The organism is Burkholderia sp. L-4, assembly GCF_056856535.1.
In genome coordinates this window covers 185,177-209,480 of the sequence record NZ_JBXEOX010000002.1, presented here as the reverse complement: position 1 = coordinate 209,480, position 24,304 = coordinate 185,177, and the positions used below count along the sequence as shown (strand labels likewise).

The 24,304-nt window shown below is 68.6% G+C and carries 20 protein-coding genes and 1 pseudogene; 11 read left to right on the top strand and 10 right to left on the bottom strand.

Features of this window, described 5'->3' with window-relative positions; all coding sequences use genetic code 11:
* Positions 1-30 precede the first annotated feature (30 nt).
* Positions 31-2,442: a penicillin-binding protein 1C gene (pbpC, locus tag AC1VVG_RS17730; protein ID WP_482835956.1), complete on the top strand. Its 2,412-nt coding sequence runs from the start codon at positions 31-33 to the stop codon at positions 2,440-2,442.
* A 21-nt stretch (positions 2,443-2,463) separates the two neighbouring features.
* Here the strand turns inward: pbpC and AC1VVG_RS17725 are convergent, their stop codons facing one another.
* From AC1VVG_RS17725 to AC1VVG_RS17700, 6 genes are all read right to left on the bottom strand, one after another.
* Entirely contained in the window at positions 2,464-3,870 is a 1,407-nt protein-coding gene (locus AC1VVG_RS17725) for a methyl-accepting chemotaxis protein (protein WP_069246007.1), read from the bottom strand.
* Between the two features lie 248 nt (positions 3,871-4,118).
* A complete protein-coding gene (locus AC1VVG_RS17720; RefSeq protein WP_069246006.1) occupies positions 4,119-5,189 on the bottom strand; it encodes a porin in 1,071 nt (356 codons plus the stop codon).
* Positions 5,190-5,549: 360 nt separating this feature from the next.
* Complete coding sequence (locus AC1VVG_RS17715; RefSeq protein ID WP_482837180.1) at positions 5,550-7,430, bottom strand: sigma-70 family RNA polymerase sigma factor; 1,881 nt, start codon at positions 7,428-7,430, stop codon at positions 5,550-5,552.
* Complete coding sequence (locus AC1VVG_RS17710; protein WP_034186207.1) at positions 7,414-7,728, bottom strand: high-potential iron-sulfur protein; 315 nt, start codon at positions 7,726-7,728, stop codon at positions 7,414-7,416. The genes AC1VVG_RS17715 and AC1VVG_RS17710 overlap by 17 nt, the downstream gene beginning before the upstream one ends.
* 98 nt (positions 7,729-7,826) lie before the next feature.
* Positions 7,827-9,032 (bottom strand): c-type cytochrome, encoded by a 1,206-nt coding sequence (locus AC1VVG_RS17705; RefSeq protein ID WP_034186046.1) that lies wholly within the window; start codon positions 9,030-9,032, stop codon positions 7,827-7,829.
* 80 nt (positions 9,033-9,112) lie between these two features.
* Entirely contained in the window at positions 9,113-10,834 is a 1,722-nt protein-coding gene (locus tag AC1VVG_RS17700) for a methanol/ethanol family PQQ-dependent dehydrogenase (protein ID WP_034186047.1), read from the bottom strand.
* 432 nt (positions 10,835-11,266) lie between these two features.
* Between AC1VVG_RS17700 and AC1VVG_RS17695 the strand changes: the two genes are divergently transcribed.
* Positions 11,267-13,597, top strand: a complete 2,331-nt coding sequence (locus AC1VVG_RS17695) for a TonB-dependent receptor (protein WP_482835955.1) — start codon at positions 11,267-11,269, stop codon at positions 13,595-13,597.
* 59 nt (positions 13,598-13,656) lie between these two features.
* Here AC1VVG_RS17695 and AC1VVG_RS17690 read toward each other — a convergent pair whose 3' ends face one another.
* Positions 13,657-14,646: an alpha/beta fold hydrolase gene (locus tag AC1VVG_RS17690; RefSeq protein ID WP_124669598.1), complete on the bottom strand. Its 990-nt coding sequence runs from the start codon at positions 14,644-14,646 to the stop codon at positions 13,657-13,659.
* 317 nt (positions 14,647-14,963) lie between these two features.
* Between AC1VVG_RS17690 and AC1VVG_RS17685 the strand changes: the two genes are divergently transcribed.
* From AC1VVG_RS17685 to AC1VVG_RS17655, 7 genes are all read left to right on the top strand, one after another.
* Positions 14,964-16,994: a sigma-54-dependent Fis family transcriptional regulator gene (locus AC1VVG_RS17685; protein ID WP_049035952.1), complete on the top strand. Its 2,031-nt coding sequence runs from the start codon at positions 14,964-14,966 to the stop codon at positions 16,992-16,994.
* Between the two features lie 314 nt (positions 16,995-17,308).
* On the top strand, positions 17,309-17,383 hold the full coding sequence (pqqA, locus tag AC1VVG_RS17680; RefSeq protein ID WP_006485436.1) for a pyrroloquinoline quinone precursor peptide PqqA: 75 nt from the start codon (positions 17,309-17,311) through the stop codon (positions 17,381-17,383).
* Positions 17,384-17,453: 70 nt separating this feature from the next.
* A complete protein-coding gene (pqqB, locus tag AC1VVG_RS17675) occupies positions 17,454-18,377 on the top strand; it encodes a pyrroloquinoline quinone biosynthesis protein PqqB (RefSeq protein ID WP_049035953.1) in 924 nt (307 codons plus the stop codon).
* A gap of 2 nt (positions 18,378-18,379) precedes the next feature.
* Positions 18,380-19,099, top strand: a complete 720-nt coding sequence (gene pqqC / locus AC1VVG_RS17670) for a pyrroloquinoline-quinone synthase PqqC (protein ID WP_034186052.1) — start codon at positions 18,380-18,382, stop codon at positions 19,097-19,099.
* Positions 19,096-19,377 carry a pyrroloquinoline quinone biosynthesis peptide chaperone PqqD gene (pqqD, locus tag AC1VVG_RS17665; RefSeq protein WP_049035955.1) on the top strand — a complete coding sequence of 94 codons (282 nt, stop codon included), beginning with the start codon at positions 19,096-19,098 and terminating at the stop codon, positions 19,375-19,377. The genes pqqC and pqqD overlap by 4 nt, the downstream gene beginning before the upstream one ends.
* A 1-nt stretch (position 19,378) precedes the next feature.
* Entirely contained in the window at positions 19,379-20,518 is a 1,140-nt protein-coding gene (pqqE, locus tag AC1VVG_RS17660) for a pyrroloquinoline quinone biosynthesis protein PqqE (protein ID WP_482835954.1), read from the top strand.
* A 212-nt stretch (positions 20,519-20,730) separates the two neighbouring features.
* Positions 20,731-21,429: an energy transducer TonB gene (locus tag AC1VVG_RS17655; RefSeq protein ID WP_482835953.1), complete on the top strand. Its 699-nt coding sequence runs from the start codon at positions 20,731-20,733 to the stop codon at positions 21,427-21,429.
* Positions 21,430-21,447: 18 nt separating this feature from the next.
* On the opposite strand, the gene AC1VVG_RS17650 is transcribed toward AC1VVG_RS17655, so the two are convergent.
* Positions 21,448-21,786 carry a helix-turn-helix domain-containing protein gene (locus AC1VVG_RS17650; protein WP_482837179.1) on the bottom strand — a complete coding sequence of 113 codons (339 nt, stop codon included), beginning with the start codon at positions 21,784-21,786 and terminating at the stop codon, positions 21,448-21,450.
* Positions 21,787-21,864: 78 nt separating this feature from the next.
* Between AC1VVG_RS17650 and AC1VVG_RS17645 the strand changes: the two genes are divergently transcribed.
* Both AC1VVG_RS17645 and AC1VVG_RS17640 read left to right on the top strand, forming a co-directional pair.
* A complete protein-coding gene (locus AC1VVG_RS17645; protein ID WP_034186055.1) occupies positions 21,865-22,764 on the top strand; it encodes a hypothetical protein in 900 nt (299 codons plus the stop codon).
* Between the two features lie 207 nt (positions 22,765-22,971).
* Positions 22,972-23,202 (top strand): hypothetical protein, encoded by a 231-nt coding sequence (locus AC1VVG_RS17640; RefSeq protein WP_034186208.1) that lies wholly within the window; start codon positions 22,972-22,974, stop codon positions 23,200-23,202.
* Positions 23,203-23,287: 85 nt separating this feature from the next.
* Here AC1VVG_RS17640 and AC1VVG_RS17635 read toward each other — a convergent pair.
* Both AC1VVG_RS17635 and AC1VVG_RS17630 read right to left on the bottom strand, forming a co-directional pair.
* Positions 23,288-23,413 (bottom strand): annotated as a pseudogene (locus tag AC1VVG_RS17635) (helix-turn-helix domain-containing protein); the annotation flags it as partial.
* A complete protein-coding gene (locus AC1VVG_RS17630; protein ID WP_175026750.1) occupies positions 23,410-24,288 on the bottom strand; it encodes an alpha/beta hydrolase in 879 nt (292 codons plus the stop codon). The pseudogene AC1VVG_RS17635 and the gene AC1VVG_RS17630, both read right to left, overlap by 4 nt.
* Between the last annotated feature and the right edge of the window lie 16 nt (positions 24,289-24,304).

Sequence of the window (24,304 nt, the reverse complement as noted above, 5' to 3'; positions counted from 1 at the left end):
CGCCACGTCGAAAGCGGGGAGTGCTCGCGCGTGGCTGAAGCATCCGTGCGTCGGCGCGCGCTGCACGGCGCCGGCCGCTGGCTGCACCGCTGGCAGAACTGGCTCGTGGGCGTGCTGCTCGTGGTCGGCGCGCTGGTTGCGTGCCGGCTGTGGCCGCATCCGCCGCTGCGCGACTGGAAGCCGTCGTCGGTCGCGGTGACGGACGCGCAGGGCCGGTTGCTGCGCCTGACGCTCGCGAAGGACGAGCGCTACCGGCTATGGGTGCCGCTCGACCGGATGTCGCCGCAGCTCGTCGAAGCCGTGATGCTGCACGAGGACCGCTGGTTCTGGTGGCATCCGGGTTTCAACCCGTACGGGCTCGCGCGCGGCGCGTGGATCACGTACGTGCGCGGCGGCAATCCGCAGGGCGGGTCGACGCTGACGATGCAGCTCGCACGCTCGCTGTGGAAGCTGAACACGCGCACGCCGGCCGGCAAGCTCGCGCAGGTCGCGCGTGCGCTGCAGCTCGAGCTGTTCTATTCGAAGCGGCAGATCCTCGAAGCCTATCTGAACGACGCGCCGTACGGGCGCAACGTCGAAGGCGCGGGCACCGCGAGCGTCGTCTATTTCGACCGGATGCCCGATGCGCTGACGTTGCCCGAAGCGCTCGCGCTCGCGGTGATTCCGCAGGACCCGGCGCGGCGCGTGCGCGGCGGGCAGGACGAGATCAACCGCGCGCTGGCCGCGTCGCGCAACCGGCTGTTTGCGCGCTGGCTGACGACGCATCCCGGCGATGCAGCGCTGAAGCCGCTGTTCGCGTTGCCGCTCGCGATGCGGCCGCTGTCCGCGCTGCCGTTCGACGCGCCGCATGCGGTCGACCAGGCGCTCGCCGCGCGCGGCGCGTGGCGCACGACGTCGGGCGGTGCGGCGGACGACAGCGAGGCCGGCGCGCGGCTCGTGACGACGCTCGATCTCGACCTGCAGCGCACGCTCGAACGACAGGTTGCACGCTATGTCGCGCGCAACGACACGCGCGGCGTGCGCAACGCGGCGGCGATCCTCGTCGATACGCGCGACATGGGCGTGAAGGCGCTGGTCGGCTCCGCGAACTTCTTCGATCGCACGATCGACGGGCAGGTGAACGGCACGCTCGCGCGGCGCTCGCCGGGCTCGACGCTCAAGCCGTTCATCTATGCGCTCGGCTTCGACCAGGGCGTGCTGCATCCGCAGACGGTGCTGCGCGACGTGCCGACGTCGTTCGGCCCGTACGCGCCGGAGAATTTCGACGGCCATTTCCTCGGGCCGATCACCGCGACCGACGCACTGAACCGCAGCCGCAACGTGCCGGCCGTATGGGTCGCGTCGCAGCTCAAGTCGCCGGATCTGTACCGGTTCCTGCAGGAAGCCGGCGTGCGCCGCCTCGCGAGCGCGCAGCACTACGGGCTCGCGCTCGTGCTCGGCGGCGGCGAAGTGACGATGCAGGATCTCGCGGCGCTGTACGCGATGCTCGCGAATCGCGGCGAGTTCCGGCCGCTGCGATTGCGCGCGGACGAGCCGGCGCGGCCCGCCCGGCGCCTGCTGAGCGCCGACGCGAGCTACATGACGATGGACATGCTGCGCCAGCACCTGCGCCCCGACGAGACGAGCGGCGCGCAGCCGTCGAGCGTGCTCGTGTACTGGAAGACCGGCACGTCGTGGTCGTTCCGCGATGCGTGGACGGCCGGCGTGTTCGGCCCGTACGTGCTGGTCGTGTGGGTCGGCAATTTCGACAATTCGGCCAATACGGCCTTCGTCGGCGTCGATGCGGCCGCGCCGCTGTTCTTCCAGGTCGTCGATGCGATGAACGCCGAGCGCCCGCTCGCCGAGCCGCCGCGCGCGATGCCGCCGCGGCTGAAGCGCGTGCGGATCTGTCTCGCGAGCGGCGATCTGCCGAACGAATGGTGTCCGCAACAGGGCTGGACGTGGTTCATTCCGGGCACGTCGCCGATTCGCGTGAGCAACGTGCACCGGCCCGTCGTGATCGACGATGCGACGGGGAAGGCCGCGTGTCCGCCGTACGACGGCAAGCGCACGCATACGGAGATCTTCGAGTTCTGGCCGTCGGACCTGCAGCAGGTGTTCGCGCAGGCCGGTATTCCACGCAGGCGGCCGCCGCAGAATGCGGACTGCCGCGATGCGGGGCAGGTGGAGGGCGACCCGCCGCGGATCACGTCGCCGCTGCGCGGCAGTACGTATGCGATGCGGGTGACGCGCACCGGGGAGACGCGCATCGCGTTCAACGCGACGGCCGATGCGAGCGCGCATGCGTTGTACTGGTTCGTCAACGATGCGTATGTCGGCCGCAGTACGCCGGGCGACGCGCTGTTCTGGCAGCCGGGGACGGCCGGCAGCTATACGGTGCGGGTGGTCGACGATCACGGGCGCAGCGATCAGCGGCCGCTGGGAGTGGGGCTGGAGCAATAGGCGCGGCCCGCACGCCCCGGTTCAGACGCTGTAGCCGATTCGCAGGACGCCCCACGGCCGTGCGCCGACGACGATCGGCGCGGAGACGTCCTTCATCAGCGCGAACTGGCCGTTGCCCATGTCGCGGCGATAGGTCTGCAGCAGGAACGGCTTGTCATGCGATACCGACATGCGCGCCGTCCGGTCCGTGTAGATCCGGCGGTTCCGGCAATTCGCGGCGTTCCAGGCGGCGTCCGCGCGCTGCGGCAGCGAGAACTTCCGGTTGTGGGTCGGCAGGTAGCACTGCCGGTCGAAGCTCGCGCAGTAGACGATGCGTTCGTCGAGGGCGAGGACCGGCTCCTGGACGGCCGGCAGCACGCGATCGGTGAATGCCGTGAAGCGCGTCATGAACTGTTGCGGGTCGGTGCCCGGAATCGGTTCGTAGTGCGTGTCGAACAGCGCGTCGAGTGCGATATCGCCGCGGCTTACCGCTTCCTCGAAGAGTTTGCCGATCGCGGCGGCCGTGCTCCGCGCGGTGTCGATCAGGCGCGTGTCGGGCGATTCGATGCCGGTCGCGGCGGTGAGCTCGATGAGCGTCTCGGAAACGGAGAGCAGATTGCCGAGCCGGTCCTTGGCCTGCGAGAAATTGTCGGCCGAGTTCTCGACGCCGGACGCCATCTCGCCTACCTGCTCGTCGAGTCGGTGGCACTGCGCCTCGATCTCGTCCGTCAGCGACGCGATCTGTTCGGCCCCGCCGGCAAGCTCGGTGATCGCGTGCCCGGTCGCGTGCACGACCTCGCCGATCGTGCGCGTGCCCTCGCGCACGCGATGCGCGCGCGCGGCGTTGTCGGTGCCTTCCGCGAGCAGGCGCTCGGTCTGCTCGGCGAGCCGCGCGAGGGTCGTCTCGATCTGAGCCGTCGCCTGCCCGGTTTTCGCAGACAGGTTCTTGACCTCGGCCGCGACGACCGCGAAGCTGCGGCCCGACTCGCCGGCCCGCGCGGCCTCGATCGCGGCGTTCAGCGCGAGCAGGTGGGTCTGGCGCGCGATGACGGAGATTTCCTCGGACACGGCCCGCACGTGATCGAGCGCGTCGCGCAGCGCGCCCATCTGGTCGCCGATCGTGGTGACGCCCTCGACGAGGCCGTGAATGTCCGCGAGCGATGCCTCGATCGTCTGCTGCGACTGCCGGACCGCATTCGACGCATTGGCGCTGACGTCGCGCACCTGCTGCGCGGCCTCGGCGATCCGGTGGTTGCCGCGCAGCGTGAGGGCGGCCGATTCGCGCAGCGTATGGCATACCTCGGCCTGCCGGGCGACGCGGGCCGCGACTTCCTCGACGTGGCCCGATACGTCGCAGATCTCGATGCCGAGCCTGCCGGCCTGTTCGGCGATGTCGCCGACGAGCGCGCTCGTCGAACGGCGGCCGCGGCCGATTCCGAAGAAGTTCACGTGGGTGGGTCTCCTTGAAAGACGCGCGCCGGGTTCCCGGCGGAGGTTGGGCGTGCGTTCCTGACTTGACGGCCGCCCGGCCGCGGACTTGAGGTCGGGTAAACATCGAGATCGGCGTGCCGGACGACCGGACCGGCACCGGGCGGGGCGCGTTTGCGTCGGGTTTGCGCCGCGTTGCCGTGCCGGCCTTGCCGACTTGCGCAGCCGAACGGGCGGCGCGTGCCGGCCGCCCGTTCGCGAGCGCTGCGTCAGAACACGTGGCGGATGCCGGCGTTGACGCCGACCGTCGTGCCCGGCAACCCGTACAACGCGCCGCCCGTGATGCCGAGGCCGGTATTCATCGCGCCGTGGTTGTTGACGACGCCGACCTGCGCATACAGGCCGGTTCGTTTCGACAGGCTGTAGTCGGCGCCGACCGCGGCAAGCAGCGAGTGATTGTGCGAATCGTTGCGGTCGGTCGTGTACCACGCGCCGGTATTCAGGTCGAGGGCCGGCGTGACGCGATAGTCGAGGCCGGCGCTATACACGTTGTTGCTGAACGAGCCGGCGACCTTGTAGCTCGTGAACGACGCCTTGCCGGTCACGGGGCCGAACGTGTAGGCGGCACCGATCGTGCGGCCGACGAACGCGACCGTGCTCGCAACCGGCGTCGGGGACGTGCCGCCGTTGCCGTCGTAGAGCGCCGCGTTGAGCATGAAGCCGCCGTTCGTATAGGTGACGCTTCCGGAATACTGGCGTCCCGCCTGGAAGTCGCCGGCCTTTCCGCCGAAGCCGAACATCGCGCTGGCCGTCAGCCCGGCGATCGTCGGGCTCGTATACGAAATCGCGTTCGGGTTGAAGAGGCCCGTGACGAGCACGTTGTCGACGTACGGCACCAGTGCGGCGCCGAAGTGGGAGACGTTGCGCGGGTCCGATCCGAGTATCGCGAGCACGAACGGCGAGAACTGCAGGCCGACCTTCGTTTCGCCGAATCCGCCGTCGATCCCGACCCACGCCTGGCGGCCGAAGAAGTTGCCGTTCGAATGGCCGAACGCGCCATCCGTGACGTTGAAGCCGCTCTCCAGCTTGAACTTCGCGTGCAGCCCGCCGCCGAGATCCTCGCTTCCGGTGATGCCGAAGTTGGTCGGCGTCATGCCCGTGTCGGTCAGCGCGAACTGGCGCCCGGCGTTGCCGCCGGTTGCCGAATCGAGCGATCGGCTCGTATAGAGCAAGGCGGCGTCGAGGTCGCCGTACAGCGTGACACTGCTCTGCGCGAAACCGCTCGTGCTTGCCGCCGCGCCGAGCAGCGCCGCGCAAATCGTCCATGTCCTGCTCTTCATCGTCTGTCTCCGTTTTTTTGAGTGTTGTAATACGTATTACTAATTAAAAGCGCCGTAACGGAATCGATGTGAGCCGCCTGCATGCCGTGCCGTCGGGGAACGCACGGCGATGCTTGTTGCCGGCGCGAATGTGATTCCTGACGGCGCTCGGGAAAATGCAACATGCATGCCAGGCGCGCGACCGGTGCGTGCAGGCGGGGAAAGCCGCGACAGCCGGGCGCGTGGCGAACCACCTGGTCGACCCAGCGACATCGCGGACGGTAACGCGACACGAGGAAGCGTTCAGAAATGCAGCAGATCGTGTTGCAGTCCTGATCAGTTTTCGTGCGAGCGGAATGATGGTCGCCCGGCGCCGCCGCGTCAGGCGATCAGCGAGCGCAGCGCCGGTGCGTGCCGGAATTGCCGGATGCGTTCGAGCGCGGATACCTCGAGCTGACGAACGCGTTCGGCCGACAGGTTCAGTTGCCGGCCGATCTCGCGCAGCGAATACTCGCTTTCGACATCGATGCCGTACCTCAGGCGAAGAATCCACGCTTCGCGTACCGGGAGGCAGTCGATCAGCGCGGCAACCGCGGTGCGCAACTGGCCGGCGCTCGCCGCTTCTTCCGGCGTCGGCGCATCCGCGTCGATCGTGACGTCGCCCAGCGTGAGGTCGTGATCGGGCGAAACCGGCAGGTCGGCGGAGATCGGTTCCCGCACGATGCTCATCAGTTCGCGCACCTTGTCGACGGGCAGCCGCATCTGCGTGGCGAGCGACCGTGCGTCCGCGACGTCGCCGGTCCGCTGCCGGTGCAGTCGTGCGAGCCGCGACAGCTTGTTGAGCGAATCGACCGTATGCGCGGGCACGCGTATCGTGCGTCCGAGCTCGGCGAGCGCGTGCGTGATCGCCTGGCGGATCCACCACATCGCATACGTCGAGAATTTGAAGCCGCGCCGGTGATCGTAGCGATCGACTGCCTTCATCAGGCCGATATTGCCTTCCTGGATCAGATCGGAGAAGGGCAGGCCGCGATCGGCATAGCGTTTGGCGACCGAGACGACGAGCCGCAGATTGCTCTGGAACAGCTTCGTTCTCGCGGGTTGCATCGCACGCTCGATACGCGAAAGCCTCCCATCGAGCGCGATCGCGATGTCGAGCGGCAGCGGCGACTGGGCAGCCAGGCGAGCGAGCGCGCTGCGCGCTTCGAGCAGCGCCGGCGCATGACGGGCGAGGGCGGCCGCGCAGCCGGGATGCGCGGTGCTGCATGCGTGTAGCCATGCGCGTACGTCGTCGCATCGTGTGAACAAATCGTGGCGCGCGGATTCGATCCGTATGCCCGAGGCGGCCAGCGTATCGGCGAGCCGTTTTTCGACCGTGCGCGCCTGAGTCGCGCGCGCGCCGTTCGCTTGCGCGATACGTTCGATCGCGCGCGAGGTGAAGCGAATTCTGCCGGTCGATGCGGCTGCGTCGCGCAGCAGTGCCCGGTAAGCGGCCGACGCGAAACCGTTCGCATGCAACGCGTGCTGCATCGCCGATGCCGGCGCAGCGGCGCGCTCGAGCGCGTCGACGATCGTATCGCGCCACGCCGGGCTGTCGAGGGCAAGACCGGCGCCGTCGTCGGAAACCGGCGATGCCACGGTCGGATCGCCCGGCAACATCGTCGGCGCACGCGCTGACGGCTCGGCATCGCCGACGAACCCCGTCACGTAAACCGACGCCGCCACCTTGCCGGCGCGGATGTCGTCCGCGATCGCCGCGATGACGGCGAGCGCCGCCGGATCGCGGCTCAAGGCGCCGATGCATGCCGCGCGGCCGTTTTCCAGGCGAAGCGCGAGCGCGATTTCTTCGTCGCGTTCGAGCAGCGGCGTCGCGCTCAATTCCCGCAGATAGAGCCGGATCGGGTCGTTGGTCCGGCCCGCGGGCAGGTCGTCGGCCGCGAGCGGCGTCGATGCGTCGGCGAGCGGCGCCGCGACTTCCGACACTTGCGCGAAATGGCGGTCGAGCGTCCATGCGGTACGCGCGTCCGCATGCTCGCGCACGTCGATGCCGAGCTCGCGCAGAATCGACGCGGCTGCATCGAAATCCGGACCGTCGGCCGCGTCGCCGGGCGACGCATCGGCGATTTCGCCGCGTGTCACGTATCCGCGGTCGATGCCCAGCGCGATCAGCGCATGCAAACGGACCGCGTATTCGGCGTCCGTGCCGCGACGCGGCGCGCCGTCGCGCCCGGGCCCGGGCCCGGCGTCACGCGAGCTTTGCATAGACGTTGCACCAGCCTTCGGCGGCAACCGCCTTGCCCGCGAACATCGGGCACGTACCGAAGGATTCGCCCGCGGCAGCCTTGTAGAAGCGGCAGTTCGAACACGTCTGGCCGGCCTGGTACTTCGGGAACTTGCCTGCGTCGACGGTCGTCGCCTTTGCGCGGTAGCCGAGCGTCTTCGCTGTCGCGTCGTTTTCGTCGACGGGCGGTGCGGCGGCGAATGCGCGCGTGCCGGCCGCGAGCGCGGCGCACAGGCCGGCAGCCTGAACGAAGAAGGTCCGGCGATGGCGGGAGATCATGATGTCATCCTGAATGAAATGAAGGAAAAAAGTCCGGCCCGCGCGCCGGGCGTGCATCCCGGCGCGACGGTCGATCGAAGCGAAGGTGGGCGGGGAGCTTACTTGCGCGGCCCGGCGATGAGCGGCGCCTTCGAGGCGTTGGCGATATCGGCGGTCAGCTTGCTCTTCGACGTGTCGTAGCCGTTCGAGTAAAGCAGGAACGCCATCAGGTCCTCGTATTCCTCCGCGGTCAGCTTGCCGGGGCGATCGGCCGGCATGTTGCTCGACATGTACAGGAAGATGCCGCCGACGGTGATGTGCGACTTGCCCTCGGGAGCGAACGCCTCTCCGCTCAGCGCGGGCGCGGTATTGCCCTCGAGCTGGTCGCCGTGGCATTTCGCGCACGCATCGGCGTACAGCTTCTTGCCGTGCTGCACCTGCGTCTGGTCGAACGACGGGACGCCGCTGCCTTCGCCCGTCGACACCTTGATGAAACCGCTTCTTGCCGGCCGCTGCGCGGACGCGAGCGCGCCGTCGAGAAACCGGCCGGGCGCGGTCGTGGCAGCGGCTTGCGCGATGTCGTCGGGAAGCGTCCAGCCGCGCGTGAGCGACGCGAGACGACCGTTGCCGCTCATCTGCGACAGCGCGGCGTCGATGCGCTTCTGCAGCGCGTCCTTGCCCGGCCCGAAGGCGAACGACAGTTGCCAGTCGGAGTATGGCGACGACGTCGCCGCAACCTGGAACCGTTGTTTCGGATGCGCGCGCGCATAGGCGACGACACTCGGATACCAGACGATCGCGCGCTGCGCGCGGCCGGCGGCGAGCGCGCCGATCGTTTGCTCGCTCGTGTTCTCGAGGTCGAAGCGGGCGTTCGCCTGCTGCGCGGCGATCAGCTGCGACGGGCTGCCGTACGTGGCCGCGATCGTTTCCTTCGTGCCGGCCGGTGCGTGCGCATCGCGCAGCGACACGCTGACGTAGCCGGAGCGCAGATAGCCCTGCGAGAACGTCATTTTCGATCCCGACGCATCGGCGATCGCCGAACGCGGGAAGCCGGCGATCACGTCGCAGTCGCGTTCGAGCGACTTCGTCAGCTCGCTGGCGGAGATGCCGTCGTCGTCGCCATTGTCGTCGACACCGCGTTTGTTGAAGGTCGCGGCGATGCCCGCGGTGCGGAACACTTCGCGCGCAACGGCGCGGTCGAGCGCCGTGGTCGGACTGCCGGGCAGCGTGCAGACGCGCACGCCGGCCGACGCGGCTGCCGGTGTCAGCGCCACGCCCACGGCGAGCAGACTGGCGACGGTAACGGAGGTGAGACGAGTATTCATGGTCGTGTGTCCGGTTGAAGCGGGTGGGGCGTCGCGCCCGCATCGGGCGCATGCGGGCGCGACTCGGGGCTGGCGCGCGTTCAGTCGAGCGCGAACACGTAGAGCGTGCCGCCGCGCGGAACGTCCTTCGCGATGTCGGCCATCGGGCCGCCCCAGATCGGGTTCGCGCCGCCGTAGCCGGCGAGCACGGCGACATACTCCTTGCCGTCGACCTCGTACACCGACGGTTGCGAAATGATGCCGCTCGCCAGTTGCGGGCTTTCCCACAGCACCTTGCCGGTCGCCGTGTCGAACGCGTACAGGTGGCCGTCGAGCGAGCCGCTGAACGCGAGGCCGCTCGCCGTGGTCGCGACGCCGCCGTTCCACGGCTTCTTCGACCAGTGGCTCCACAGCTTCTTGCCGGTGTTCACATCGATGGCCGTCAGTTCGCCGTAGCCTTCGCTGCCCGGTTCGGGCTTGATCTCGAAGCCTTCGCCGAGATACGGCAGGCCTTCCATGTAGCTGACCGACTTGCCGGTCAGGCTCATGCACGCGTGCAGTGCCGGCACGACCGCGATGTTGCGTTCCTGGTCGTACGAGATCGACCACCAGTTCTTGCCGCCGAGGAAGCTCGGGCACGTTTCGATCGTCGTGCCGGCCTTCGGGAACTTCGATGCGTCCTGGATCGGTTTGCCGTCGGCCGTGTAGCCGGTGACAGACAACGCCTTCACGAACGGCGTCGCGTAGATCAGCTTGCCGGTCGTGCGGTCGATCGCGTGGAAGAAGCCGTTGCGGTCCGCGTGGATGATCGCGTCGTAGTCCTTGCCCTTGTACTTGATGTCCGCGAGGACGGCCGCATTCACGCCGTCGTAGTCCCACGTGTCGTTGTTCGTGTACTGGTAGTGCCACTTCAGGTTGCCGTTCTTCGCGTCGAGCGCGAGCAGCGAGTCGGAATACAGGTTGTCGCCGGGGCGCAGCGCGGCGAGCCACGGGCCGGGGTTGCCGACCCCCCAGTACAGCGTGCGGGACGCGGCGTCGTACGTGCCGGTGAGCCACGCGGCGCCGCCGCCGTGGCTTTGCATGCCGTCGGGCCAGGTTTCCGCGCCCTTTTCGCCGGCGGCGGGAATCGTGTAGCGCTTCCAGACCTGCGAGCCGTCCTCCGGGTTCAGCGCGGCGATATAGCCGCGAATGCCGTATTCGCCGCCGGACGTGCCGACGACGATCGCGCCGTCGATCGCGAGCGGCGCGAGCGAGAACGCGTAGCCGAGGCCCGGCTCGAACATCTGCTTCTTCCACACGAGGTTGCCGGTCTGCGCGTCGAGCGCCGCGATTTCACCGCTCAGCATCGCGATGTAGACGTTCTTGCCGTACAGCGCGACGCCGCGGTTGACGACGTCGCAGCACGCGGTCTTGAACGAGGCCGCGCCGAGCTTCGGCTCGTATTTCCACAGCTGGCGGCCCGTCTTCGCGTCGAACGCGTAGACGTTGTCCTTCGGCGTCGTCACGAACAGATAGTTGCCGTTGACGATCGGCGTGGCTTCGAAACCCTGCTTCAGGTCGGCGGGGAACTTGTACGCCCAGACCTGCTTGAGATCCTTCGCGTTCGACGTGTCGATCTGCTTGAGCGGCGAATGCGAGCGGCCGTCGTAGGTGCGGTAGTAGGTCAGCCAGCCGGGGTCGCCGTGTGCATCGGTCAGGCGCTGGTAGGTCACGGCCGGGTAGTCCGCGGCCGCTTCGACGAGGCCGGGGTTCAGTGCGATGGCGGCGGCCACCGCGACTACGGTCGTCGCCAGCCGGCTCGCTGAAGCCGAGAGTTTCTTCATGGTTGTCTCCTGAGTCATTGTGGTCGCACCGCCGCGAACGATTCGTCGCGCCGGCACGGTTGGGGTGTCCGGGCCGAGTGCACTGCCCTTTACGCAAGTCGCATGCCATCGCGGCGGGATGCCGGTGCGGCGCGGTACACCGGCGGATCGCGGGTGATGTGCCGATCGGCGAGACGCGCCGTGACGTCGACGCAGGTGTTGCATTCAGGTACACCGTCGCGCGCGAAGTGTTGCCAAACATGACAGGTGGCGCAGTCCGCGGCGCAGCGGGCCGCCGGTTGCACGCATGCCGTTCCGCAGCGATGCGCGGCGCGGCACGCTGCGCTCGTCCGCGCTGCGCTGGCACGGTTCTCGCACGCCCGCTTCGCGACAACTCGTCGCCGCGCGGTGCATCGCCCGCGCCGGCGGAATAGGAATGCGGAGACAACGTAAATGATCAGGAGACCAAAGGCCGCCGGGTGTGACGGCGCGACACGACGTGGCCGGCGTGCGCGATGCGTCGGCACGACCCTCGGCGCGCTCGCGCTGTTCGGCTTGCCGCCCGGCGGCGTGCGCGCGCAGCAGCAGCCGGACGCCGCCGCGATCGTGCCGCCCGCGCCGGCCGTCATGCTGCCTGCGGTGGTGGTGGTCGGCACCACGCCGCTGCTCGGGATCGGCACGCCGCTGTCGAAGGTGCCGGCGAACGTGCAGACGGTGCGCGCGGCGGAACTCGAGATCCAGCACCGCGCGACGCTCGCCGATTTCTTCGCCGCGAACCTGCAGAGCGTGACGATCTCGGATGCGCAGGGCAATCCGTATCAGACGGACGTCAACTATCGCGGCTTCACCGCGTCGCCGCTCCTCGGCACGCCGCAGGGATTGTCGGTGTTCGTCGACGGCGTGCGCGTGAACGAGCCGTTCGGCGACGTCGTGAACTGGGACATCCTGCCGGTGCAGGCGATCGACCGCGTGCAGCTGATTCCGGGCTCCAACCCGGTGTACGGGCTCAACACGCTCGGCGGCGCGCTCGCGATCACGACGAAGAACGGCAAATCGAGCCCGGGAGGCGAAGCGGAGGTGTCGGGCGGTGCGTGGGGCCGCAAGACCGCGAGCATCGAGCAGGGCGGCACGATCGGCCCGAACCTCGACTACTATGCGACCGCGAACCTCGCGAACGACGGCGGCTGGGCGGACCATAACGCGAGCCGCGTGCGGCAGGCGTTCGGCAAGCTGCGCTATACCGATGCGGACACGACGCTGTCGATCGCCGCAGGCGGCGCGGACAACACGCTGTCCGGCACCCAGACGATCCCGCGCTCGTTCGTCGACAACCCGAAGCAGGCGTATACGTATCCGGACCGGAACCACAACAGCGCCGGCTACCTGACGCTGTCGGGCGATCGCTTTTTCGGCGAGAACGTCGAGCTGAGCGGCAACGCATACTACCGGCACCTGCGCAACGCGAACACGAGCAGCAACAACAATACGGATTACGGTTCGGTGAACGACGACGGCACGGTCGACACGGTGCAGGGCAGCAACGCGCAATCGACGATCGTCACCGACAGCTACGGCGGCAGCGTGCAGCTCACGCTGCTCGGCAAGCTCGGCGGAATGGCGAACCGGCTGGTCGCGGGCGTCTCGGCCGATGCCGCGAACTCGAGCTACGTCGCGTCGTCGCAGGACGCATCGTTCACCGATGCGCGCGAGGCGATCGGCATCGGCGATTTCGTCCGGCAGACCAGCGCGAAGACGCGCAACGCGAGCGTCGGTGCATACCTGAGCGATGCGCTGTCGCTGACGCCGCACTGGACGCTCACGCTGTCGGGCCGCTACGACTGGTCGAAAGCGCGAATCGGCGACGAGAGCGGCGTGCAGCCGCTGCTCGACGGCAACCATGTATTCTCGCGCTTCAACCCGGCAGTCGGGCTCAACTGGAATCCGGTCGCGGGATTCACCGCGTATGCAACCTACAACGAGGGCATGCGGTCGCCGACCGCGATCGAGCTCGCGTGCGCGGACCCGTCCGCGCCGTGTTCGCTGCCGAACGACTTCATCGCCGACCCGGCGCTCAAGCCCGTGATTTCGAAGACGTTCGAAGCCGGCGTGCGCGGCCGCGTCGGCGCGGCGACGACCTGGAGCGCCGCGGCCTATCGCACGACACTGAGCGACGACATTCAGTTCATCAGCAGCCCGGCCAGCGCGCAGGGCTATTTCCGCAACGTCGGCGATACGCGGCGGCAGGGGATCGAGCTCGCCGGCCGCACGCGGTTCGGCCCGCTCGGTGTCGGGCTGTCGTACAGCCATGTCGAGGCGACCTACCGGTCTTCGTGGACCGAACACAGCCCGGCGAATTCGGCGGCCGACGCGAACGGCAACGTGACGGTCAAGCCGCGCGACCGCATCCCCGGCATTCCCGCGCATACGGTGAAGCTGCGGCTCGACTACGCGGCGACGTCCGCGTGGGACATCGGTACGAACGTAACGTGGCGCAGCGGCGTGTATGCGCGCGGCGACGAGAACAACGAGGACGTCAACGGCCGGATCGCAGGTTACGTGCTGGTCGATCTCGACATGCGTTACCGGATCACGAAGCGGTTCGAGGTGTTCGCGAGCGTGACGAACCTGTTCGACAGGCGCTACGCGAGCTTCGGCGCACTGGGCCAGAATTTCTTCAACGGGCCGAACCACACCTTCGACGGCGCGAATCCGGTGAACGAGCAGTTCGTCGGGCCCGGCGCACCGCGCGGCGCATGGGTCGGCGTGCGCTACGCGTGGGATTGAGCGCGGCGCGTTCGCTCGTGTCGTCGCGCGGCGTCATGCCGCGAGCGGGCGCGGGGCCGTCAGGTCAACGGCACCGTCGCGAACATCGCATGCGCGGCGCGTGCGACGCTGCGCGCCAGTGCCGGGTCGCTGGCCAGATGCCCGGCCCGCACGCGTTCGATTTTCGCCTCGGGTACGGCCCGCGCGAGGCGCTCGACGTTGCGGACCGGGCAAACGGGATCGTGTATCCCGTGCGCGGCGAACAGCGGCACCTGGGCCTGGGCGGCGCGTCGCGCGAGCGCGAGCACGCGGCGCTCGCCGAGCCAGCAATCGCGTTGCAGGTAGTGCGCCTGGATCCGGTATTTGTCGATCAGCCGCCCGACGGTCTCGTTCGACCGGATCGTGCGGACGGGCGAGCGGCGCGTGCGCACCGATGCGAGGAGGGCGTTTTCATAGGCGTGCCACGCGAGCGCCACCGCGCGCTGTCGGGCTGCGCTTGCGCCGCGGCGCAGCCGCTGCGCGCAGCGCGCCAGCAGGCGTTCCGGCTGGCCGCCGCCGGCTGCCGCATGCAGGCGGCGCCATTCGCGCGGGGCACGTGTGCGGGACGTCACGAAGAGGCCGCGGACTTCGCGTCGCGACGTCAGGAACAGGCCGCGCAGCACGACCCCGGTCACCCGCTCCGGATGCGTGCCCGCATACGCGAGCGCGAGCGCGGCGCCCCACGATCCGCCGACGACGCCCCAGCGTGCAATGCCGAGCTGCGCGCGTACCGCCTCGAGATCCGCGATCAGCCGCGCGGTGTGGTTGTGACGCGTGCCGCCGCGCGGCCCCGACGCGCCCGCGCCGCGCTGGTCGACGAGCACCACGCGCATGCGCGCGAGGTCGAACAGCCGCAGGATGCCGGCCTGGCTGCCGCTGCCGGGCCCGCCGTGCAGCACGACGACCGGGTGGCCCTGCGGGGCGCCGGCCACGGCGAACGCGATCGATTGCGCGTCGCGATGCAGGCGCCGGCGAACGGGCATGGCCGGCGAGGCGGGCGATGGCGTGGAGCGAAGCGGGCGGCGTGTCATGTCGATGGGGTTCGCGCGGAATAGGAACGGTAACCGTCGGCGGCCGGGCAGTCGCCGGGCCTGCCCTGCGACCAAGCGAGAAGCGAGCCAGCGGCGCGCCGGCCGCGAAGATCCGGATTCGCACGGGTAGTCACGCGGCGGGAATTCACGGTATCACGCAGGCATGCCGTCGCGCGACGCGACACGCCCGCCCGTGCCCGGACGACTGATTACATTGTCCTTTCATGAAGTTGAGCGGCGTCGGCGTGGCCCGATGCTTGCTTGCAATGACGGCAAAGAGTCCGGCAGTTGACCGGAAGGATCCCCCGGAGGAGACAATGCGCGATGACGTAGAGCAGGCGGCCGGGTCACGGGCCGTGCATCCCGCTGGCTGGCCCGCGCCGTCGATCCAGAAGGCCCATGAGCGCTCGGAGACATTCGGCCTGCAGGTATCGGCGCGGCCCGATTACGACGTGCTGTCGACCTCGGCGCTGGTGCTCAAGCGCGAGCAGAGCCGGGTGCTGTGCGTGCACGCGATGCCGGTGATGGAGACGCTGCACGAACAGATCGTCAATACGCAGAGCATGATCGTGCTCACCGATGCGGAGGGGCTGATCCTGCACTCGATCGGCGACGACGATTTCCTGCGCCGCGCGGAAAAGGTCGCGCTGCGCCCGGGCGCGAACTGGGCGGAGAACCGGCAGGGCACCAACGCGATCGGCACGGCACTGGCCGAGCTGTGCCCGATGGTCGTCCACGGCGACCAGCACTTCCTGGCCGCGAACCGCTTCCTGACCTGTTCGAGCGTGCCGATTCTCGATCCGTACGGGGATGCGATCGGCGTGCTCGACGTGACGGGCGATCACCGCAGCTATCACCAGCACACGATGGCGCTCGCGAAGATGTCGGTGCAGATGATCGAGAATCACCTGTTTACGACGACGTTTCAGGAAACGCTGCAGGTATCGTTCCATGGCCGCCCCGAGTTCCTCGGCACGCTGATGGAGGGGATCGTCGCGTTTACCGCCGACGGGCGCTTCCTGTCGGCCAATCGCAGCGCGCAGTTCCAGCTCGGCATGCCGCTCGCCGTGCTGCGCGCGCACACGCTGTCGTCGCTGTTCGACGTCACCAGCGCGCAGCTGATCGACCGCATGCGCGCGAGCACCGACCGGCACCTGATGCTCAATCTCGGCAACGGCGCGGTGGTCTGCGCGCGCGTGCACTTTCGCCGCGCGACGCTCGCCGAAGGCAGCCGGCCGACGGACGTCCACGATGCGGGGGCGCCGGCCGCGCGCGCGAACGCGGTGCCCGCGCCGGCGGCGGGCACGTCGGCCGGCCTGTCGCGGCTCAACTATCTCGACACCGGCGATGCGCAGGTCGCCAGCGTGATCGCGAAAGTGCGCAAGGTGATCGGCAAGGACATTCCGATCCTGATCACCGGCGAGACCGGCACCGGCAAGGAACTGCTCGCGCAGGCGATCCACAACGACTCGCCGCGCCGCGACGCGCCGTTCGTCGCGGTCAACTGCGCGTCGATTCCGGAGACGCTGATCGAGTCCGAGCTGTTTGGCTACGAGGAGGGGGCGTTCACCGGCGCGCGCCGCAAGGGGGCGATCGGCAAGCTGCTGCAGGCGAACGGCGGCACGCTGTTTCTCGACGAGATCGGCGACATGCCGTATCCGCTGCAGGTGCGGCTGCTGCGCGTGCTGCAGGAGCGCCTCGTCAACCCGCTCGGCTCGACGAAGACGATCGCCGTGGATATCGCGATCATCTGCGCGACGCACCGCGACTTGCGCGACATGATCGCGCAGAACCGTTTCCGCGAGGATCTCTACTACCGGTTGAACGGCCTCGTGGTGCGCCTGCCGCCGTTGCGCGACCGCACGGATCTCGCGGTCGTCGTGCAGAAGATGCTGCAGCGCGAAGCGTTCGCGGGCCCGGGGCGTCCGCCCTTGTCCGTCGCGCCGGACGTGATGGCGCTGTTCGTGCGCTGCACGTGGCCTGGCAACTTCCGCCAGCTCGGCAACCTGCTGCGTACGGCGGCGGCCATGGTCGACGACGACGGCGAAATCCGCCGCGAGCACCTGCCGGACGACTTCTTCGACGACCTGCGGCGTGGCGATGCGCAGGCCGTGCAGGCCGCGCCCGATTCGTCCGCCGCGGCGGGCGCCGGGCCCTGTATCGCGGATGCGTTGCCGGCCGCCGACGCGCGGCTGCAGGACGTCGCCGCGTCCGCGATCGCCGCCGCGCTCGCCCGTCACGGCGGCAACGTGTCCGCCGCGGCGCGCGCGCTCGGCGTCTCGCGCAACACGATCTACCGGAAGATGCCGGCAGCCGACGCGGGGCGCCCGCCGTCGGACGAAAGCTGACGCGCAGCCGTCGCGCCGGGCGCGGCCTGTCACAGCCGGTGTGTCAAGTTGCAACACCGGTGTTCAACGATTCAACACCTGTCACCACTCGCGGACATCGCGCCGCCGGGGTGGCGGCCCGCATTCGCACGAATCGTGTCGGCCATTCGTAAGGATTGCGCCCCGATCCCCGGACGAGGGCCGTCTGCCGCCGCCGCACCGCCGAAATACGGCTTCGGCACGCTCCTTGCTGAAGAGTAACCGACCGCTCGATTGCCGCGGTCGTTCGACTCATCCAGCAACGCATCAATCCTCAACTCGACAGGAGACACACCATGCAGTGGACGACACCGTCTTACACCGACCTGCGCTTCGGCTTCGAAATCACGATGTACATCGCCAACCGCTGATCGCCGCGCGTGCCGCCCGCTTCGCCGTGGTCGGCGCGGGCGGCGCGGGCGGTCTCGGGAGCTGACGCCCATGAAGATCAAGATACTCGGCTCGGGAGCCGGCGGCGGCCTGCCGCAATGGAACTGCAATTGTGCGAACTGCCGCCGTGCGCGCAGCGGAAGCGGCCACGTGCTGTCGCGCACGCAGTCGTCGATCGCGGTCAGCGACGACGGCATCGACTGGGTTCTGGTCAACGCGTCGCCCGACATCCTTTCCCAGTTGCGCGCGGCGCCGGACCTGCAACCGGCGCGCGCGATCCGCGACAGCGGCATCGCCGCCGTCGTGCTGTGCGACGCGCAGATCGATCACGTGACGGGCCTGCTGATGCTGCGCGAGCGCTCGACGCCGCTGCCGCTCTACGCGAGCGCGCCGGTACTCGACGACCTGTCGACCGGTTTGCCGCTCGTGCCGCTGCTCGGCCATTACTGCGGCGTTGCCGCGCACACGATCGTGCCCGGCGAGCCGTTTGCGGTGCCGGCGGCGAGCGGGATCCGTTTCACCGCGATTGCCGTCGACAGCAAGCCGCCGCCTTATTCGCCGCGGCGCGCGTCGGCCGCGCCCGGCGACAACATCGCGCTGTCGATCGAAGACGTCGCGAGCGGGCGGCGCGCCTTCTATGCGCCGGGACTCGCGTCGGTCACCGACGACGTACGCGCGGCAATGGACGGCGCCGATCTCGTGCTGGTGGACGGCACCTTCTGGACCGGGACCGAGATGATCGATCTCGGCCTGTCGGGCAAGCACGCGTCCGACATGGGACATCTCGCGCAGTGCGCGGAACACGGGCGGCCCGGCATGATCGACTGGCTCGACAGGTTGCCCGCGCGAACGCGCAAGGTGCTCACGCACATCAACAACACGAACCCGATTCTCGATCCGCATTCCGTCGAACACGCGCACCTGCGTGCGCATGGCATCGATGTCGCGCACGACGGCATGCAATTCCAGGTCTGACGATGAACGCACCGATCCCCGCTACGGCGTTGCACGCGACGCCCTGGACCGCGACCGAATTCGAGGCGCGCCTGCGTGCGCTCGAATCGCGCTATCACATCCATCATCCGTTCAACCGGCGGCTCAACGGCGGCGCCTGTTCGCCCACGCAGATTCGCGGCTGGGTCGCGAACCGCTTCTACTACCAGATCTGCATCCCGCTCAAGGATGCGGCGATCCTGTCGAACTGCCCGGATCGCGAGACGCGGCGCCGCTGGATCCAGCGGCTGATCGACCACGACGGGCAGGGCGACAACGCAGGCGGCATCGAGGCGTGGGTGCGTCTCGGCGAGGCATGCGGTCTCGAGCGAGACGAACTGTGGTCGCTCGAACACGTGCTGCCCGGCGTGCGTTTCGCGGTGGATGCGTACGTAAACTTCGCGCGGCGCGCGCCATGGCAGGAGGCGGTGTGCTCGTCGCTGACCGAGATGTTCGCGCCGCAGATCCATCTTGACCGGCTCGCGGGCTGGCCGTCGCATTACCCGTGGATCGAGCCGGCCGGGCTGCATTACTTCCGCAGTCGCGTGCCGCTCGCGCAGCGCGACGTCGAGCACGGGCTCGCGGTCACGCTCGCGCATTTCACGACACCGGAAGCGCAGCAGCGCGCGCTCGGCATTCTGCAATTCAAGCTCGACATCCTGTGGTCGATGCTCGACGCCGTCGAAAAGGCCTACCCGTTATGAATGCGATCGAAGCCGCCAGCGGCGTGCCGCTGCGCCCCTGCCTCAGGGGCATGTACCGCCTGCAATGGGAGGCGGCCCAGGAGGCGTACGTGCTGCTCTATCCGGAGGGCATGGTCAAGCTGAACCCGAGTGCGGGCGAGATTCTCGCGCGCTGCGACGGCACGCGCGAACTGGACGACATCATCGGCGAGCTCGAGCGCCTGTTCATGCAATCGGATCTCGCGACCGACGTCTACCGTTTCCTCGATCATGCGCGACTGCGCGGCTGGCTCGACTGACATGACGTCCGACACTTCCCGTCCGTCCGCGCCGCTGTGGCTGCTCGCGGAACTCACGTACCGCTGTCCGCTGCACTGCGCGTTCTGCTACAACCCGGTCGACTTCGCGACGCACGGCGCGGAACTCGACACCGACACGTGGCGCACGGTCATCAGCGATGCGCGCGCGCTCGGCGCCGCGCAAATCGGGTTCTCGGGCGGCGAACCGCTGCAGCGCGGCGACCTCGAGACGCTCGTCGCGCATGCGCGCGGGCTCGGCTTCTATACGAACCTGATCACGTCGGGCATCGGGCTGAACGTCGCGCGCATCGAGCGGCTCAAGGCCGCCGGGCTCGACCACATCCAGTTGTCGCTGCAGGATTCGACGCGCGAGCTGAACGATTTCCTGACCAGCACGCGCACGTTCGAACTGAAGCGCGACGTGGCGCGGCTGATCAAGGCGCACGGTTACCCGATGGTGCTCAACTGCGTGCTGCATCGCTACAACCTGCCGCACGTGGGACAGATCATCGAGATGGCGCTCGACCTCGGCGCCGATTACCTGGAGCTCGCGAACACGCAGTACTACGGCTGGGCGATGCTCAATCGCGACCAGTTGATGCCGACCGTCGAGCAGGTGCGCGAGGCCGAGGATACGGTCAACCGCTATCGCAAGCTGATCGGAGAGCGCTGCAAGATCCTGTTCGTCGTGCCCGACTATTTCGAGCGCCGCCCGAAGGCCTGCATGAACGGCTGGGGTTCGGTGTTTCTCGGCGTCGCGCCGGACGGCACCGCGCTGCCGTGCCATGCCGCGCGGTCGCTGCCGGGGCTCGCGTTGCCGAACGTGCGTGACCGGTCACTGCGGGAAATCTGGTACGACAGCGACGCGTTCAACGCGTTTCGAGGCGACGACTGGATGCGCGAAACGTGTCGCACGTGCGACGAGCGGCACGCGGATCACGGCGGTTGCCGGTGTCAGGCATACCTGCTGACGGGCGATCCGAACGAGGCCGATCCGGTGTGCGAGAAGTCCGCCCATCACGGCCAGGTCGAACAGGCCGTGCAGTTCGCGCGACGTCGCGCGCCGCGCGACGAACGGCCGCTGGTGTTTCGCAGCAAGGAGAATTCGCTCGCGCAATGCGGCGCGGCGTGCGACGGCTGACGGGGCGCGGTCAGGACGAGCGCGGGTGAGGCAGCGCGACGCAATGGATGTCTGAACGATCGATACGCAGTCCTCCGGATATATCTGGCGCAATTTCGCGCGTAACGAAGGCTGAACGCGGGACGGAGTGCGTGATGCGTGCGACTGATGCGGGTATTCGAAGGATGAACGGGGCGCGCGGCGCCCTCCACGATCGCGTCGACCCTGGCGGCGTGCGTATCGCGTTGGCGATCGCCGCGACCTGTGTGCTGCATGTGGGCGTATTGATCCTGCTCGCCCGCGAACCGGCCGTGCGCGGCGTGACCGTGCAACGCCGGGTGATGGTGGCGACGCTGATTGCGCCGGCACCGGCAGTGCCGACGGCGGCGGCTGCCGCGGCGAATTCGAGGGCTGCGTCGCACGCGATGCATCGCACGGTGTCCGCGCCTCGCTCGCCGATGAGCAGCAAGCTGCCGACGATCCAACCCGCCGCACCGGATCGAACCCGGCCGCCGGCACGCGATGCGGCGGCGCCGTCGCCGCCCGTGCCGTCCGCGACGGCAAGCGAGCGAAGCGTCACGCCGCACGACGACGCGCATCCCGACACCAGGCAGGCACGATCCGAATCGCAGACCTTACCGGCGCCCGCGACGCCGCGCTTCGTCGCGCATCCCGACTGTGCGCTGGCCACCCCCGGCTACCCGCCGCAGTCGTTGCGTACGGGCGAGCACGGCACCGTACTCGTCGAACTGGTAACCGATGCGGCCGGCCGGGTGGTCGCTGCGCGTGTCGTGACCGGCAGCGGTTTTTCGCGCCTCGATGCGGCGGCGCGCGACGCGGTGCTGGAGAGCCGCTGCGCTGCGCAGGTCGAGAACGGCACGCCGATGCCGATGCGGGCGCGCGTGCCGATCACGTTCACTCTCGATGAATGACCGGGCCCTCTGGCGACATCACCCGTCATCCGCCTTCGCCTGCAAATCCTTCAGCCCCTGGATCACGACCAGCAGCGCGCGTCCGTGCTCGTCCGACCCGTCCCACGCGTCGACGATCGCGTCGCGCAGCAGGTCGTTGTAGCGCCGGCGCGACGGCTCCGTATCGACGCCATAGAAATTGCATAGCTTGGTGAATGGCGCGCTGCGGCGCAGCCGCCGTCCGTTCGACAGCCGCAGGCGCGACACGGTCGGCTGGCTGACCCCGGAAAGTCGCGCTATTTCGCTGGACGAGCGTGTGTCTGCCAGCAGGCGGCGCAACAGGTCTTGAACGGGAAAATCTTGGTCCGGGGCTTCCATGCGATGCATTATACCTATACAGTTACGGCTGTTGAATGGGCTTGCTGTCACCAGCGAGGCTGTATCCCGAGAAAGTTGATGACACTGAAACACCTCCCTCCCACGTTCTGCTGGACCAAGATCGGTACCGAGTCCGGCGAGGAACTGCCGACCGTCGTGCTCCGCAAGGAATGGGAGCGCCGGCTAGGGGGCGGGCGTTTTCTGTGGGGCATCAACCAGCCGCTCGGCAGCAGCGCGCAAGTCGCCGCGCATCGCACGGGCTCGTTGCTCGCGTTGTTTTCGCCGGTCGCGTCGCGCCCGCGCGCGGGCGAGCGCAAGGACGCGCTGCTGTGGAATGCATGGGTCGACGCAAGCGGGCAGGTGCGGCCGTTGCCGCCGCATACGTTCATCGCCAGCCGCTCGACGTTGCCGTCGGGCCGGCGCCGCGAACAGCACTACGCACTCGTGTGTGCGTCGTCCACCGCGCTGACGGTCGGCACGCAGCTGCGCGTGTTTCCCGATCATCTGCGCAGCGTGAGCACCGGCAAGCCGCTCGGCGCCGCACAGGGTGCGGCCGTGGTCGATTGCGTCGGGCGGGCGAGGGAGCAGACGGGCAAGAGCTATCCGCTCGCGTTGTCGGTCGAGCTCGAAGCGCCGTATTTCGTGCGGCTCGCGCAGCCGTGCGTGCTGAAGGCGCGCGATCTCGCGGAAGTGAACAAGGCCACGCGCGCGGGCGATTTCGATCGCTTCGTCGAGCTCGTCGCGCGCCTGCGCGGCCGTTCGCCGACGGACGCCGTGCGCGGCGTCACGCGCGATCTGTTCGACGTGCCGCCGATCGAAACGGCGGCCGCGTATGTTGCGCCCGCCCATGTGGCGCGTATGCGCAACCGGCCGGCCGTCGAGCATCCGCGCGATCTCACCGGCGATCTGTTCGACCTGTCGCCGGGCGACGCGGCTGCGTTTGCAGGGCTTGCGCATCCGCGTATCGGGCGCGCGTGACGCCAGGCGCGCGGCAGGCCGCGCAAGAATTTGTTGCAATCTCGCCGTGGCGGATCGGCGAGCGCAGAGGGACAATCGGCACGAAGCGCGCTGCGCGGCGGCCGATGCGTCGATACGCGATGGGTCGTGGTTCACGCCGCCGACATGCGCACCACGTACACTGAGCGTCGGCGTGCTTCACACTGCAATCCTGAGGGAGGAGTGTCGATGTCGACCCACATCTGTTCGCGGGAAGCGCAGGCCGCACAGCGCTTCGTCGAAGCCACGCGCAACGTCGATCAGGCGTTTCGCGCGGTGCGCGGCGAAAGCGACGACGACGGTTCGTCGGCCGAATACGCACGTGCGATGTCGCGCCTCGATCGCGCGCTCGACGAACTGGCGCGTGCACAGGAATGCTTCGATCGCGTCGTCGGCGCGGACGCCACGCACGGCAACTGACCGATTCGTTTCCGCCGTTGTCTTCGCACGCCGGGCCGCGTGCGTACCGCTTCATGCGAGCGGGTTGCCCGGCCTGTCAATCCATCATCGTGTAACCGAGTGCCGATTGCGGCACGCCGAGTCGGGCGGCCGCACGCGTGAAGCTGCGCTCGCGCGCGACGGCGACGAAGACAGGCAAGCCTGCCGGGTTGTCGCGCGGCGCGTGCGTCAGCCCGCGCGCGTCATGCCCGGCGCGGCAGGCGCGGGACGGTACGCGTAGCCGCGATGCTGGAACGACGTCGCGAAGAACCGCATCTGGTAGCGGATCGCGTTCGCCCAGTAATCCCAGGTATGACCGCCGGGCCGTTCCGTATAGTCGTGCGGCACGCCGAGCGCGACGAGCCGTTCGTGCAGCGTGCGGTTCGAGTCGACGAATGAATCGTCGCGACCGCAATCGATAGTCAGGTCGAGATGCGCACGGACGAACGCGCGCGCGCTTTCGACGATCACGTTGCGGTTCCAGAACGACGGATGGCGCACGGGATCGCCGAACACGTGGTCGATGCCCGGCTCGTCCGCGCAGCAGCGCGGATCGACCGCGCCGCTGATGCTGCCGACCGCGCCGAACGTGTCGGGCCGGTCGAGTGCGATGCGCAGCGCGCCGAAGCCGCCCATGCTGAGCCCGGTGATCGCGCGCGCGTGCTGCGTCGCGATCGTGCGGAAATGCAGATCGACGTAGGACACGACTTCGTCGCCGATGAAGGTTTCGTAGCGGCTGCCCGAATCGAACGGGCTGTCGATGTACCAGCTTTCGTGTCCGCCGTCGGGCATCACGAGGATCGCGTGATAGCGGTCGGCCAGCGCGGCAATGCGCGTGTTCGACGTCCAGTCGGTATGGTCGCCGCCGGAGCCGTGTAGCAGATAGACGACCGGATAGCGTTCGTCGCCGCGGTTGCCGTGCGTGTAATCGTCGGGCAGCACGACGGTCGCCTTCAGCGTCTCGTGCATCGCGGCGCTCGGGATCGCGACGACCCGCGCGTGAAACGCGAACGCAGGGCTCGTGACAGCGAGCAGCAGAAGCAGCCAGAAGGTACGTGCCAGGTTCATCGATCCTCGCATGTGT

Excerpts from the sequence above, each read along its gene's own strand:
- AC1VVG_RS17720 (WP_069246006.1), bottom strand. The coding sequence starts at position 5,189 with ATGAAGAGCAGGACATGGACGATTTGCGCGGCGCTGCTCGGCGCGGCG.
- AC1VVG_RS17715 (WP_482837180.1), bottom strand. The coding sequence starts at position 7,430 with ATGCAAAGCTCGCGTGACGCCGGGCCCGGGCCCGGGCGCGACGGCGCG.
- AC1VVG_RS17710 (WP_034186207.1), bottom strand. The coding sequence starts at position 7,728 with ATGATCTCCCGCCATCGCCGGACCTTCTTCGTTCAGGCTGCCGGCCTG.
- AC1VVG_RS17705 (WP_034186046.1), bottom strand. The coding sequence starts at position 9,032 with ATGAATACTCGTCTCACCTCCGTTACCGTCGCCAGTCTGCTCGCCGTG.
- AC1VVG_RS17700 (WP_034186047.1), bottom strand. The coding sequence starts at position 10,834 with ATGAAGAAACTCTCGGCTTCAGCGAGCCGGCTGGCGACGACCGTAGTC.
- AC1VVG_RS17695 (WP_482835955.1), top strand. The coding sequence starts at position 11,267 with ATGATCAGGAGACCAAAGGCCGCCGGGTGTGACGGCGCGACACGACGT.
- AC1VVG_RS17690 (WP_124669598.1), bottom strand. The coding sequence starts at position 14,646 with ATGACACGCCGCCCGCTTCGCTCCACGCCATCGCCCGCCTCGCCGGCC.
- AC1VVG_RS17685 (WP_049035952.1), top strand. The coding sequence starts at position 14,964 with ATGCGCGATGACGTAGAGCAGGCGGCCGGGTCACGGGCCGTGCATCCC.
- pqqB (WP_049035953.1), top strand. The coding sequence starts at position 17,454 with ATGAAGATCAAGATACTCGGCTCGGGAGCCGGCGGCGGCCTGCCGCAA.
- pqqC (WP_034186052.1), top strand. The coding sequence starts at position 18,380 with ATGAACGCACCGATCCCCGCTACGGCGTTGCACGCGACGCCCTGGACC.
- pqqD (WP_049035955.1), top strand. The coding sequence starts at position 19,096 with ATGAATGCGATCGAAGCCGCCAGCGGCGTGCCGCTGCGCCCCTGCCTC.
- pqqE (WP_482835954.1), top strand. The coding sequence starts at position 19,379 with ATGACGTCCGACACTTCCCGTCCGTCCGCGCCGCTGTGGCTGCTCGCG.
- AC1VVG_RS17650 (WP_482837179.1), bottom strand. The coding sequence starts at position 21,786 with ATGGAAGCCCCGGACCAAGATTTTCCCGTTCAAGACCTGTTGCGCCGC.
- AC1VVG_RS17645 (WP_034186055.1), top strand. The coding sequence starts at position 21,865 with ATGACACTGAAACACCTCCCTCCCACGTTCTGCTGGACCAAGATCGGT.
- AC1VVG_RS17640 (WP_034186208.1), top strand. The coding sequence starts at position 22,972 with ATGTCGACCCACATCTGTTCGCGGGAAGCGCAGGCCGCACAGCGCTTC.
- AC1VVG_RS17630 (WP_175026750.1), bottom strand. The coding sequence starts at position 24,288 with ATGAACCTGGCACGTACCTTCTGGCTGCTTCTGCTGCTCGCTGTCACG.